This window comes from Diaminobutyricimonas aerilata (genome assembly GCF_002797715.1).
GTDB lineage: Bacteria > Actinomycetota > Actinomycetes > Actinomycetales > Microbacteriaceae > Diaminobutyricimonas > Diaminobutyricimonas aerilata.
The window spans coordinates 1364854-1377390 of sequence record NZ_PGFF01000001.1 but is presented as its reverse complement, the minus strand read 5'-3'; the positions used below and the strand labels follow the sequence as shown (position 1 = coordinate 1377390).

Sequence of the window (12537 nt, the reverse complement as noted above, 5' to 3'; positions counted from 1 at the left end):
GCCGCTGCGCGGCATCCGTTCACCGCGGCGACGTCGGCTCCCCTGGGGAGGACCGGCGGCGGGTCACTCGTCGAGTGCGAGCTCCTTGGGCAGCTCGAGCTCGCGGCTCGACAGCTCCTCGACGTTGACGTCCTTGAAGGTGAGCACGCGCACGCTCTTGACGAAGCGGTCGGACCGGTAGACGTCCCACACCCACACGTCGTTCATGGTGAGCTCGAAGTAGAAGTCGTGCTCGGTGTCCTGCCGCACGAGGGAGACCTCGTTGGCGAGGTAGAAGCGCCGCTCGGTCTCGACCACGTATTTGAACTGGCCGACGATGTCGCGGTACTCGCGGTAGAGCGCGAGTTCGACCTCGCGGTCGTAGTCGTCGAAGTCGTCGTCATCCATGGCTCGACCATCCTAAGCACTCGCGGAGCCGACGGCGGACGAACTCGAACTCAGACCACGAGCGGCTCGCCGATGCTCTCACCCAGCTCGTCGAAGAGCGACGGCTGCCGCAACCAGGTGACCCGGTGCAGTCCGTGCGGCCCGTGCGTGTCGATCGCGGCGTAGTGCGCGGTGCTCGCATAGCCCTTGTTGCCCGACCAGCCGTAGGCGGGGGCGTCGTCGTGGGCCTCGATCATGAAACGGTCGCGGTGCACCTTGGCGACGACGGATGCGGCGGCCACCGACGCGCAGTCCCGGTCCGCCTTGACCCGCAGGTGCACGTTGACGCGCTCCTCGAGGGCGGGGTTGAGGTAGTCCCAGGAGCCGTCGAGGATGACGACGCTCTCCTGCAGCGGCACCCCGCCGTCGGCGAGGGCCCGGATGGCCCGTGCGGCGGCGAGGCCGAGGCACGCGGTGAGCCCGAGCCGGTCGATCTCGTCGTTGCCGACCACTCCGACCGCGGAGTGCAGGGCCCACTTCCGCGCCTGCGGGGCGAGCTCCTCGCGCCGCTTCTCGCTCAGCATCTTCGAGTCGCGCAGGCCCCGCGGCATCCGCTTCACCGACGCGTCGAACACGCAGACGCCGATCGCGAGCGGACCGGCGATCGCGCCGCGACCGACCTCGTCCATGCCGATGACGTAGCGGGCGCCCTCGCGCAGGATCTTCTTCTCGACACGCAGCGTGGGATCGGCGACGGTCACTGCTCGTCCACTCCCTTGAACACGAGCGGGTAGTTGTCGAGCCACGCCCACCGGTCGATCGGCCAGCTCACGAGCACGGCCCGGCCGACGACGTCCTCGATCGGCACGAACCCCTCCCCGGGGGCGTTGTTCGCGTGGCGGAAGGCGGAGTCGGCGGAGTTGTAGCGGTTGTCGCCCATCACCCAGAGCTTCCCCTCGGGCACCGTCACCTCGAAGTCGTTCGGGGTCGCCTTGGTCTGCTCACCGAGGCGCAGGTACGGCTCGTCGAGCGGCACGCCGTTGACCGTCAACTGACCGAACTCGTTGCAGCACGCGACGGTGTCGCCCGGCAGGCCGATGACACGCTTGATGAGGTGGTCGTTGCTGTCGGGGGCGGAGAGTCCGACGAAGGCGAGCACCGAGTCGACGCCCGTGACGAACCAGTTCTGCTGTGGCTCGGGCTCATCGGTGAGCCACCCGCCCGGATCCCGGAAGACCACGACATCGCCGTGCTCGAGCCCGACGACCTCGGGCACGAGCTGGTTGACGATGATCCGGTCGTTGCGGATGAGCGTGTCCTCCATCGACTCCGACGGGATGTAGAAGGAGCGGATGAGGAATGTCTTGATGAGGAACGAGATCAGCAGCGCGGCGAGGAAGATGAGCAGGATGTCGCGGAGGAAGACCTTGAATCCGCGCGACCTGCCGCGCTGCGCGTCGCGGGCTTCCTGCCCGACCGATTCGGCCGGATTCGCCCGCGCCGTGCCTGTTTCGTCCACTTAAACCCCTGAGCTCCCGACCCAGTGTAGGGCGGGAGCTCAGCGGTTCGATCGCGGTGCGGACTTACGCGTCGCGCTTCTCCTTGATCTTGGCCTTCTTGCCGCGGAGAGCGCGGAGGTAGTACAGCTTCGCGCGGCGCACGTCGCCGCGGGTGACCAGTTCGATGTGGTCGATGACCGGCGAGTGCACCGGGAAGGTGCGCTCGACACCGACCTGGAAGCTGACCTTGCGCACGGTGAAGGTCTCGCGCACGCCTTCGCCGGAACGGCCGATGACGACACCCTGGAAGACCTGGATTCGCGAGCGGTTTCCTTCGACGATGTTGACGTGCACCTTCACGGTGTCGCCGGCGCGGAAGTCGGGGACGTCGGTGCGCAGTGACGCTGCGTCGACGGAGTCGAGGATGTGCATGGCTCTTCGCTCTCTGCGACCGCCACAGGTCGACCGCGATGAATTGATCAGATCGGGACGCGCCTCAGGCGATCACCGACTCCCCTGTGGCAGAGCGGTGCCGAGGCACAAACGCCTATTCTGCCACAGCGCGACGTTCGCCGCCTATTCGGGCCGCCGCTGCTCCGGCGGGTCGAGGCGGATGACCGGGCCGGGACCGCGCCGCGGGTCGTACCCGTCGCGTTGGTAGGTCTGGGCCTCGAAGGTGTCGATCACCTCGCGCATCCGGCGCCGGGTCTCGGTCACGAGCTGGGTGATCGACGTCCAGAACGCGACGACGCCCGCCACGAGGCCCACCGCCGCGAACACGTTCGCGAGCACGGGGTCGGGCATGGCGGCGTGGAGCACGATCGCGGCGTACCAGATGCTGAGCACGAGGGCGTCGAGCATCGAGACGGCACGGGTGCGGCGCACCGACCCGCGCCAGCGGACGAGGGCCGCGATGATGCCGAGGGCGACCGCGAGGATCGGCGCCACGACGAGGTAGACGACGAAATCCCACCCGGAGTCGCGGAAGAGCAGTCCGCGGCCGAGCAGCACCACGGTCGGCAGCACGAACGCGGCCGGGATGAGAGCCACAGCAAGGGCACGGCGGTACCACATGGGGCCAGGGTATCGTCGTCGGGTCACAGACAGATCGGAGGGCGCCATGTTCGACCAGAACTCCCCCGCGCAGATCCGCACCGAGCCGGTGCAACAGCGCAGCGCCGAACGTATCACCTTGCTCCTGGACGCCGCCGCCGCACTCATCGCCGAGAGCGGCATCGACGGCCTCACGACGAGCGACGTCGCAGCGAAGTCCGAATCCTCGGTCGGCGTCGTCTACCGCTACTTCCCCAATATCCAGTCGCTGCTGCGTGCCCTCGCCGGCCGCAACCTGCAGCGCTACACCGAGCGGCTGTTCGAGCGCGTCGACGCCGTCGACGACTGGCGGGCGGCATTCGACCTCGCGATCGACGTCTACATCGAGCTCAACCACACCGAGCCCGGTTTCCGCGCCGTGCGGTTCGGCGACGTCATCGACGAGCGGGTGCTGCAGCCCGAGTTCGACAACAACGGGGTGCTCGCGCGGGCGTTCGCGGGAATCCTCGTCGAACGGTACGGGTTGGAGTTCAGCGACGATCTCGTGTTCGAGCTCGAGGTGCTCGTCGCCATCGCCGATGCGCTGCTGCACCGCGCCTTCCTCGTGAACAAGGACGGCGATCCCCGCTTCATCGAGGCCACTCGCCGCATCGTGCACGAGCAGGCCGCCAAGACGACCGCCCTGGGAGGGACATGATCGAGCTGCGCACCCCCGCCGAGATCGACGAGATGCGCGCCGCGGGCCGCTTCGTCGCGAGCGTGCTGGAGGCGACGCGGGCGGCCTCGGATGTCGGCGTCAACCTGTTGGAACTGGATGCGCTCGCGCACGACATGATCCGGCAGGCCGGGGCCGAGAGCTGCTACATCGACTACCACCCGTCGTTCGGCGGGTCGCCGTTCGGCAAGGTCATCTGCACCTCCGTCAACGACGCGGCCCTGCACGGACTGCCGCACGACTACCGGTTGAAAGACGGCGACCTGCTCTCGCTCGACTTCGCGGCGAACGTGGACGGCTGGGTCGCCGACTCGGCCGTCTCGTTCGTCGTGGGCACGCCGCGTGACGAGGACCTGCGCCTCATCGAGGTGTGCGAGCTCGCCCTCGCCGCGGGCATCGCCGCGGCGCAGCCGGGCGGCAAGATGGGCGACGTCTCCTCGGCGATCGGCGACGTCGCGCGGTCCGCCGGGTTCGGCGTGAACCTCGACTTCGGCGGCCACGGTGTCGGACGCACGATGCACGGCGACCCGCACGTGCCCAACGACGGCCGCGCGCGGCGCGGCTATCCGCTCAAGCCGGGGCTCGTCTTCGCGATCGAGCCGTGGCTCATGCACACGACCGACGAGATCTACACCGACGACGACGGATGGACGCTGCGCAGCGTCGACGGGTCGCGTGCCGCGCACGTCGAGCACACGGTGGCGATCACGGCGGACGGGCCCCTCGTGCTCACCGCGCGCGACGGCGCCTGAGCTACGGATCGGTCGAGCGACCGACTCAGTCGACCGGGCCCTCGGGACCGAGCAGCTCGGGCCGCACCCGTCGTGTGCGCTCGAGCTGCTGCTCGCGCCGCCAGGCCGCGATGGCCGCGTGGTTGCCGCTCAGCAGCACGGGCGGCACGTCGAGCCCGCGCCAGCTGGCGGGCTTGGTGTAGCTCGGGTATTCGAGCAGACCGTCTTCGTGACTCTCCTCGTCGAGACTCGCCGGGTTCCCGATGACACCCGGCACCAGTCGGGCGACCGCCTCGATGACCGCCATCGCGGCGACCTCTCCCCCGTTGAGCACGTAGTCGCCGAGGCTCAGTTCGCGCACCCGCACGCGGCCGGAGGCGTGGTCGACGACGCGGTGGTCGATGCCCTCGTAGCGTCCACAGGCGAAGACGAGGTGCTTCTCGGCCGCGAGCTCGCGCGCGATCGCTTGCGTGAACGGGGTGCCGGCGGGGGTGGGCACGATGAGGGTCGCGTCGTCGTCGTCGGCGAGCACGCTGTCGAGCGCCTCGCCCCACGGCTCCGGGCGCATGACCATGCCGGCGCCACCGCCGTAAGGGGTGTCGTCGACGGTGCGGTGGCGGTCGTGGGTGAAGTCGCGCAGGTCGTGCACCCCGACGTCGATGACGCCCCCGCGTCGTGCCTTGCCGAGCAGCGAGACGTCGAGCACGGAGAAGAACTCCGGGAAGATCGTGATGACGTCGATGCGCACGTCGTCGACCCTATCGGCCCGTCAGCGCCCGCCCGCCGCGGCCGCGAAGCGATCGATCACGAGGTCGACGAGGGCGGGAGGCGGCGGACCCCCGTCGAGCAGCGGCGCCGTGACGACGTCGGCATCCCCGGCCTCGACCAGACCGGCGAAGTAGCCGGGGGCGAGCAGGTAGGTGGCGACCACGACACGTCCCGACCGGCTCGCCGCGCGCGCGGCGTCGATCGCCTCGGCGAGCGGCGGTACGGCCGCGGACACGAAGCCGACGTCGACGCGGCACCCGAGCCGCGCGGCCAGCGACACCGCCATCCGCTCGCAATCGCGCACCGATCGCTCGTCGCTGGAACCGGCGGCCGCGAGCACGACACCGTCGCCCTCGTCCCGACCGGACTGCGCGAGCCGCTGTTCGAGCACGTCGACGAGACGGCGATCGGGACCGAGCGCCGCCGCGACGAGAGTCGGCACCGGAGAACGCCGTGCCGCCCGCGCGAGGTCGACGTGCACGTGGTAGCCGGCCGAGAGCAGCAGGGGCACGATGACCGCCGTCGCCCCCTGATCGACCTCGGCGAGCACATCGGGCACGTCGGGGCGCTGCACGTCCACGAAGCCCGGACGAACCCGCACCCCGCGGGCGCGCTCCGCGACGGCGTCGACGAGAGCGGCGATCGCGGCCTGCCCCGCCTCGGACGAGGTGCCGTGGGAGATCGCGAGCAGGTCCGCTCGGGCCTGCGGCGCCGCGGGCACGTGGGACGGCGTCGGCGTGGCCACGAGGGTCACGGCTGCAGTTCCACCTCGAGGAAGCCGCCGACCACGCGGGTGCGGTAGGTGCCGAGCATGAGCCGCGGATCGGTGAAGCACTCCCCCGTGCCGAGGTCGTACACCTGCTTGTGCAGCGGCGACGCGATGGTCGGTCGGTCGCCCTTGGACCCCACGATGCCCCGCGCCATGACGTTCGAGCCCGTCGCCGGATCCCGGTGGGCGACCGCGTACACCTCCCCGGTGCCGAGCAGGAACACCGCGATCTGCTTCATGCGCACCAGCAGCGCCTCACCCCATCCGGGCTCGAGCTCGTCGACGGGGCAGCCGCGTTCCCACACCGCGGACGGGGCGGATGGGGCGGGCAGGGTGATCGCGGTGCTCGACATGGCTCCTCCTTCGTCAGTCATGCCGACGGTAGGCGCGCCATGTTTCCGCACCGTGTCGCCCTGTTTCGCCCACGTGAAACCCGTCTCACAGCCATCGGAGAAGGATGTGGGGCGTTGGTCACAGGAGGTTACATCGGGTTAACGGCGGCGAAACGGCCGGTTCCTAGGCTCCCGTCATGACCACCAGCGACGCCCCCCGCATCCGTCACGTCGTCGTCGTCGGCGGCGGGCCGGCCGCCCATCGGCTGACGGACGCCCTCCTCGCCCGCGGACGCGACGATGTGCACGTCACCGTCTTCGGCGAGGAACTGCACGAGCCGTACGACCGCGTCGCCCTCAGCCGACGACTGCAGGGGGAGGCCGATCTCACGCTGCAGCCGCGCAGCCAGTGGACGAGCGACGGGGTGACGCTCCGCACGGGCCGGCGCGTCGTGTCGATCGACAAGAAGCGGCGGGTCGTCGTCGCCGACGACGGATCGCGCACCCCGTACGACGACCTCGTGCTCGCGACCGGGTCGAGCGCGCCGGTGCCCGGGATCCCCGGCCGCAAGCATGCCCGCGTCTACCGGACCATCGACGACGTCGACGCGCTCGTCGCGGCCGCCGCGCGCATCCGTGCCGCCGAAGGGCGACCGGCGCGGGTCGTCGTCGCCGGAGGCGGACTGCTCGGACTCGAAGCGGCGGGCGGACTCGCCGCGCTCGGCGCGGAGGTCACCGTGGTGCACTCCGGTGCCTGGCTCATGTCCGCGCAACTCGACGAAGGCGCCGGAGTCGCCCTCGCCCGCCTCATCGGCGCGCGCGGGGTCGGACTGCGCCTCGGCGTGCGTCCTGCGGCGCTGCTCGCGCCGGGCGGCACGCTCGCCCGGGTCGCGCTGACCGACGGGTCGCACCTCGAGGCCGACCTCGCCGTCTTCGCGATCGGCATCACCCCGCGCGACGAGCTCGCGCGGGAGGCCGGGCTCGCGACGGGACCGCGCGGCGGTGTCGTCGTCGACGCGGGCTGCCGCACCTCGGACGAGCACATCTGGGCGATCGGCGAGGTCGCGTGCGCCCTGGGTCGCTGCGTCGGGCTCGTCGCACCGGCCAACGCGATGGCCGAGGTCGTCGCCGACCGCCTGTGCGGTGGGGACGCCGTCTTCGACACGATCGACGACGCCACCAAACTCAAGCTCGCGGGCATCGACGTGGCGAGCTTCGGCGACACCCTCGGCAGCTCGGACGACGCGCTCGAAGTCGTGTACGCCGACCCCGCGCGCGGCCTCTACCAGAAGCTCGTGCTCTCGAGCGATGCACGCGTGCTGCTCGGCGGGGTGTTCGTCGGCGACGCCGGACCGTACGCGTCTCTGCGCCCCATGCTCGGCCGCGAACTCGGCGGCGAGCCGGCCTCGTTCCTCTCCGTCGCGGGCATCGAGGGCGGATCCCTCGAACTGCCCGACGACGCCCTCGTGTGCTCGTGCAACAACGTCGACGCCGGGACCGTGCGCGGCGCCGTGCGCGGCGAGCACGGGCCGGCCTGCACGGACCTGGCCTCCCTCAAGTCGTGCAGCCGGGCCGGCACCCAGTGCGGCTCGTGCGTGCCGCTCATGAAGAAGCTGCTCGAATCCGAGCTCACCAAGGCCGGGCTGACCGTCTCGCGCGCGCTGTGCGAGCACTTCGCGATGAGCCGTCAGGAGCTCTTCGACGGCGTGCGCGTCGTCGGTCTCACCTCGTGGGAGGCGGTCGTCGAGCGCTTCGGATCCGGCGCCGGGTGCGATGTGTGCAAGCCCGCCGTCGCGTCGATCCTCGCGAGCCAGCACGGGTCGTACATCCTCGACGCCGGCCGCGGCGCCCTCCAGGACACCAACGACCGCGCACTGGCCAACATGCAGCGCGACGGCAGCTACTCGGTCGTGCCGCGCATCCCCGGGGGCGAGATCACCCCGGAGAAGCTCGCGGTCATCGCCTCGGTGGCGATGGACTTCGGGTTGTACACGAAGATCACCGGCGGGCAGCGCATCGACATGTTCGGTGCCCGGCTGGACCAGCTGCCGGACATCTGGAAGCGGCTCGTCGACGCGGGCTTCGAGTCCGGCCAGGCGTACGGCAAGGCGCTGCGCAACGTGAAGAGCTGCGTCGGATCGACGTGGTGCCGCTTCGGCGTGCAGGACTCGGTCGGCATGGCGGTGCGGCTCGAACTGCGGTACCGGGGGCTGCGGGCACCGCACAAGTTCAAGTTCGGGGTCTCCGGATGCGCGCGCGAGTGCGCGGAGGCGCGCGGCAAGGACGTCGGGGTGATCGCGACCGAGACCGGCTGGAACCTCTACGTCGGCGGCAACGGCGGCTTCCAGCCGACGCACGCGCAACTGCTCGCGAGCGACCTGGACGACGAAACCCTCATCCGCTACATCGACCGCTACCTCATGTACTACATCCGCACCGCGGACCGTCTGCAGCGCACGGCGCGGTGGATGGAGGACCTCGACGGGGGTGTCGACCACGTGCGCGAGGTCGTCGTCGACGATTCGCTCGGTCTCGCCCCCGAACTCGAGGCGGCGATGGCCCGGCACGTCGACACCTACGAGGACGAGTGGGCGGCCACCCTCGCCGATCCCGAACGTCTCCGCCGGTTCCGCTCCTTCGTGAACGCGCCGGGCGAGCCCGACCCCGACCTCGTGCGGGTGACCGAACGCGGGCAACGCCGGCCCGCGACGGACGAGGAACGCCGCGTCATGATCGCCGGCGGGTCGATCCCGGTGGGGAGGACCCGGTGACCGCCGCGGTCGGGCGGGTGACCCTCGTCGGCGGCGGACCCGGCGATCCGGACCTGCTCACGCTCGCGGCGGTGCGGGCGCTCGGAGAGGCCGATGTCGTGCTCTACGACCGTCTGGCGCCGTACCGGGTGCTGCCCGAGCTCGCGCCGCAGGCGGAGCACATCGACGTCGGTAAGCGACCCGGACACCATCCCATCGGGCAGTCGGGCATCGAGCAGCTCATCGTCGAGCACGCCCGCCGCGGTGCACACGTCGTGCGCCTCAAGGGCGGCGACCCCTACGTCTTCGGCCGCGGGAGCGAGGAGGTGCTCGCGTGCCATGCCGCGGGCATCCCCGTCCGCGTCGTGCCCGGGGTCACGAGCGCCGTGTCCGTGCCGGCCGCCGCGGGCATCCCGCTCACGCATCGCGGCACGAGCCGTCTGTTCACCGTCGTCTCGGGTCACGCCCCGCTCGAGGAGCACGAGCTCGAGCACCTCGCGGGACTGGGCGGCACGATCGTCGTGCTCATGGGCGTCGGCACCCTGCCCTCCCTCACCGCGGGGCTGCGGCGTGCCGGGTGCGACCCCGACACCCCTGTCGCCGCGGTCGAACGCGGCTGGACGGATCGGCAGCGCACGACCGTGTCGACACTCGGGGGCATCATGGAGGAGTGCTTCCGCGTCGGTGTGTCCTCCCCCGCCGTGCTGGTGATCGGCGAGGTGGTGCGTCTCGCCCACGACCGCGACGCATCGATCGAGGAGCTGCTCGCGCGATCGGCCGAACTGACCGCACGAGGATGACCCGGTGACCGCGGCCGAGCCGGTGCCCGGCTTCCGACCCGATCAGCTCGCCGGATTCCGCATCGGCGTCACCTCCGACCGCCGCAGCGAAGACCTCATCGACGCGTTCGAACGACGTGGCGCCCAGGTGCTCCATGCCCCGACGATCCGCATGGCCAACGCGCGCGACGACGCGAGCGTGATCGCCGAGACGCGGGCGATCATCGACGCCGCCCCGGATCTGCTGCTCGCGACGACCGGGTACGGCATCCGCCGCTGGTTCGAGGTCGCGGATGCCGCCGGCCTCGGCGACGCCCTCACCGGCGCACTCGCCGCCGGCCGCATCCTCGTGCGCGGACCCAAGGCGCGCGGAGGTGTGCGCGCCGCGGGTCTCGACGACGCGGGGATGAGCGAGGTCGAGACCACCCGCTCCCTCGTCGACAAGACCCTCGCCGAATACGGCACCGGGCTCACCGTCGCGGTTCAGCTGCACGGGTACACCAACGAGGAGCAGCTCGACCGGTTGCGCGCGGTGCACGAACGGGTGCTCGTGGTCGCCCCGTACCGGTGGGAGAACCCCGACGGCGACGACGAGCGCGTCGGGCGGCTCGTCGAGGCGATCTGCGCCCGCCAGCTCGACGCCGTGACCTTCACGAGCGCGCCCGGGGTCGAGGCCCTCTTCCAGGCGGCGGAGGCACTCGGTGCGCTCGGCGAGGTCGTCGCGGCGCTCCGGCACGACGTGCTCGCCGCCGCCGTCGGCCCGGTGACCGCGGCGCCGCTCATCGCGGTCGGTGTCGACCCGATCCAACCGGAGCGCCACCGCATGGGCGCGTTGATCCGGCTCGTCTGCGAGCACCTCGAGCGCACGCGGGTGCACCGAGTGCCCACCCGGCACGGCGAGCTGCGACTGCGGGGTCAGCTCGCGAGCCTCGGCGACCACCGCGTCGCCCTCGCGCCCGCCCCGCTCGCCCTGCTGCGGGAGCTCGTCGCCGCGGAGGGCGGCGTCGTGCCCCGCGCCCGGCTCACGGCCGCCCTGCCGGGCAACGGCGACGACCACGCCATGGAGATGGCCCTCAGTCGACTGCGTCAGTCGCTCGGGACCCCCGGCGTGGTCGCCACCGTCGTCAAGCGCGGCTACCGCCTCGACGTCTGACGGCGCTCAGGCGGCGTCGACGGTGTCCGCGGTGCGCGGCACGGCGACGACCGCACCGGCGCGGGACGGCGCGCGCCGGTGGGAGAAGTAGAGCAGCCCGGCGGTGAGCAGCAGGGCGCCGACGAGGTTGCCGAGCAGCACGGGCGCCTGGTTCCAGAGCCACCACTGCCCGAGCGAGACGTCGGCACCGAGCAGCATGCCGGCGGGGATGACGAACATGTTCACGACGGCGTGCTCGAATCCGAGGGAGAAGAAGGTGGTCACCGGCAGCCACATCGCGAGGATCTTGCCGCTCGTCGATGTCGAGGTGAGCGCCATGAGCGCGCCGATCGAGACCATCCAGTTGCACAGCACGGCCTTGATGACGACGAGGGCGATGCCCGCACCGCCGAGGGCTTCGTAGCCGAGGGTCTTCGACTCCGCCGCGGCGACGATCGCGGTGATCATCGGGTCGGAGTGGTCGGTGCCCATGCGGGTGATGACCGCGGCGTAGAGCAGCAGGTAGATCGCGGCGCCGAGCAGGTGGCCGGCGATCGCCCAGGCGAAGTTGCGCAGCGCGGCCGGCGCGGTGGCCCGGCGCTCGAGCACGGCGAGGGGGATGAGCGCGAAGCTCCCGGTGACGAGTTCGAGGCCGAGCAGCACGATCATGACGAAGCCGACCGGGAAGACGAGGGCGCCGACGAGCGGCAGCCCGGTCTGTGCGCTCGCCGTGTAGGCGACCGTCGTGGCGCATGCGAGGATCGCGCCGGCGAGCGTGCTGCGGCACAGCAGCTGGGTCACGGTGAGCGTGGCCTTCGCCGCCCCCACTTCGACGGCGGACTCGATCAGCTGATCCGGTTTGACGTACGACACGCGGCCTCCTCGATGGGTTCTCACGTGAGAACGTACGAGTGGCGGGTGTTCGCGCTGTTGCGCCGCCGTATCGGGTGCGTTTAATCGGACTCACCGCGGGCGGCACCCGCGGTGAGACTCAACTCCCGGGCTGCTGCTCCGGCTCCGCCGACGCGTCGTCGGCGTCCGATTCGGTTGCCTCCGTCGGCGTGCCGGCGGGCTCAGGATCGTCGTCCGGGAGCTCCTCGAAGAGACCGGGCGGCGGGGTGAGCACGATCGTGCCTGCCGCGATGTCGACGGTCGGGACGAAGGCGGAGACGAAGGGGACGAGCACCTCGCCGTCGGCGGTCGTGATCGCCAGCAGATCCTGCGCGGGCAGGTGGTCGACGCGCGCGACCGTGCCGACCTGGTGGCCGTCACGCAGGGCGCGCAGTCCGACGAGCTGATGGTCGTACCAGGCGTCGGGCTCGTCGGGCAGCTCCGCGGTCGACTGATCGACCCAGAGGATGGCCTTGACGAGCGTCTCCGCTTCGGAGCGGTCGTCGACCCCGACGAAGAACGCCACCGGGTGGGTGTTGTACCAGCGCAGTTCGATGAGTTCGAGCGTCTTGCCGTGCCACTTCGATGACGTCGGCACCTGGAGCGAGAAGACCGCGCCCGGTACGAAACGCCGTTCCGGGTCGTCGGTGTAGAGCTCGAGTTTGATCGCGCCTTTGAGGCCGTGGGCCTTGAGCAGGCGACCGACGCGGAGCTGGGTCTTGCCGGGTCGCGGCGCGTGGGAGCGGGCCACC

General features: G+C 71.1%; 14 protein-coding genes and 1 pseudogene. 5 read left to right on the top strand and 10 right to left on the bottom strand.

Annotated elements, in window-relative coordinates:
- Positions 1-63: 63 nt before the first annotated feature.
- The 5 genes from CLV46_RS06595 to CLV46_RS06575 form a co-directional block, all read right to left on the bottom strand.
- Entirely contained in the window at positions 64-387 is a 324-nt protein-coding gene (locus CLV46_RS06595; RefSeq protein WP_100364039.1) for a DUF2469 family protein, read from the bottom strand.
- A 50-nt stretch (positions 388-437) separates the two neighbouring features.
- Positions 438-1127, bottom strand: a complete 690-nt coding sequence (locus tag CLV46_RS06590; RefSeq protein WP_100364038.1) for a ribonuclease HII — start codon at positions 1125-1127, stop codon at positions 438-440.
- Positions 1124-1885, bottom strand: coding sequence for a signal peptidase I (gene lepB, locus CLV46_RS06585; RefSeq protein ID WP_342746105.1), 762 nt, complete (start codon positions 1883-1885; stop codon positions 1124-1126). The genes CLV46_RS06590 and lepB overlap by 4 nt, the downstream gene beginning before the upstream one ends.
- A gap of 64 nt (positions 1886-1949) precedes the next feature.
- Positions 1950-2297: a 50S ribosomal protein L19 gene (gene rplS, locus CLV46_RS06580; protein WP_100364037.1), complete on the bottom strand. Its 348-nt coding sequence runs from the start codon at positions 2295-2297 to the stop codon at positions 1950-1952.
- 144 nt (positions 2298-2441) lie between these two features.
- Positions 2442-2939, bottom strand: a complete 498-nt coding sequence (locus CLV46_RS06575) for an MFS transporter (protein WP_157802251.1) — start codon at positions 2937-2939, stop codon at positions 2442-2444.
- A gap of 46 nt (positions 2940-2985) precedes the next feature.
- Here CLV46_RS06575 and CLV46_RS06570 point away from each other — a divergent pair, with 46 nt between their 5' ends.
- Together CLV46_RS06570 and map are read left to right on the top strand one after the other, a co-directional pair.
- Positions 2986-3615, top strand: a complete 630-nt coding sequence (locus tag CLV46_RS06570; RefSeq protein WP_157802250.1) for a TetR/AcrR family transcriptional regulator — start codon at positions 2986-2988, stop codon at positions 3613-3615.
- Positions 3612-4385 (top strand): type I methionyl aminopeptidase, encoded by a 774-nt coding sequence (gene map / locus CLV46_RS06565; RefSeq protein WP_100364034.1) that lies wholly within the window; start codon positions 3612-3614, stop codon positions 4383-4385. The genes CLV46_RS06570 and map overlap by 4 nt, the downstream gene beginning before the upstream one ends.
- Positions 4386-4410: 25 nt before the next feature.
- On the opposite strand, the gene trmD is transcribed toward map, so the two are convergent.
- Genes trmD through nirD form a run of 3 tightly spaced genes read right to left on the bottom strand, consistent with a single transcriptional unit; the run spans position 4411 to position 6254 of the window.
- Positions 4411-5112, bottom strand: a complete 702-nt coding sequence (trmD, locus tag CLV46_RS06560) for a tRNA (guanosine(37)-N1)-methyltransferase TrmD (protein ID WP_100364033.1) — start codon at positions 5110-5112, stop codon at positions 4411-4413.
- Between the two features lie 21 nt (positions 5113-5133).
- A complete protein-coding gene (locus CLV46_RS06555; protein ID WP_342746104.1) occupies positions 5134-5886 on the bottom strand; it encodes a sirohydrochlorin chelatase in 753 nt (250 codons plus the stop codon).
- Complete coding sequence (gene nirD, locus CLV46_RS06550) at positions 5883-6254, bottom strand: nitrite reductase small subunit NirD (protein ID WP_100364032.1); 372 nt, start codon at positions 6252-6254, stop codon at positions 5883-5885. The genes CLV46_RS06555 and nirD overlap by 4 nt, the downstream gene beginning before the upstream one ends.
- 176 nt (positions 6255-6430) lie before the next feature.
- Between nirD and nirB the strand changes: the two genes are divergently transcribed.
- The 3 genes and pseudogenes from nirB (at position 6431) to CLV46_RS06535 (ending at position 10915) form a co-directional block, all read left to right on the top strand.
- Positions 6431-9004: a nitrite reductase large subunit NirB gene (gene nirB, locus CLV46_RS06545; RefSeq protein ID WP_100364031.1), complete on the top strand. Its 2574-nt coding sequence runs from the start codon at positions 6431-6433 to the stop codon at positions 9002-9004.
- Positions 8995-9783 (top strand): annotated as a pseudogene (cobA, locus tag CLV46_RS06540) (uroporphyrinogen-III C-methyltransferase); the annotation flags it as partial. The gene nirB and the pseudogene cobA, both read left to right, overlap by 10 nt.
- Positions 9784-9787: 4 nt before the next feature.
- The gene (locus CLV46_RS06535) at positions 9788-10915 is read left to right on the top strand and encodes a uroporphyrinogen-III synthase (RefSeq protein ID WP_100364029.1); all 1128 of its coding nucleotides are present in this window, start codon (positions 9788-9790) and stop codon (positions 10913-10915) included.
- A gap of 6 nt (positions 10916-10921) precedes the next feature.
- Here the strand turns inward: CLV46_RS06535 and CLV46_RS06530 are convergent, their stop codons facing one another.
- Both CLV46_RS06530 and rimM read right to left on the bottom strand, forming a co-directional pair.
- Complete coding sequence (locus CLV46_RS06530) at positions 10922-11767, bottom strand: formate/nitrite transporter family protein (protein ID WP_100364028.1); 846 nt, start codon at positions 11765-11767, stop codon at positions 10922-10924.
- Positions 11768-11885: 118 nt separating this feature from the next.
- Positions 11886-12536 (bottom strand): ribosome maturation factor RimM, encoded by a 651-nt coding sequence (gene rimM, locus CLV46_RS06525; protein ID WP_100364027.1) that lies wholly within the window; start codon positions 12534-12536, stop codon positions 11886-11888.
- Position 12537: the final 1 nt, after the last annotated feature.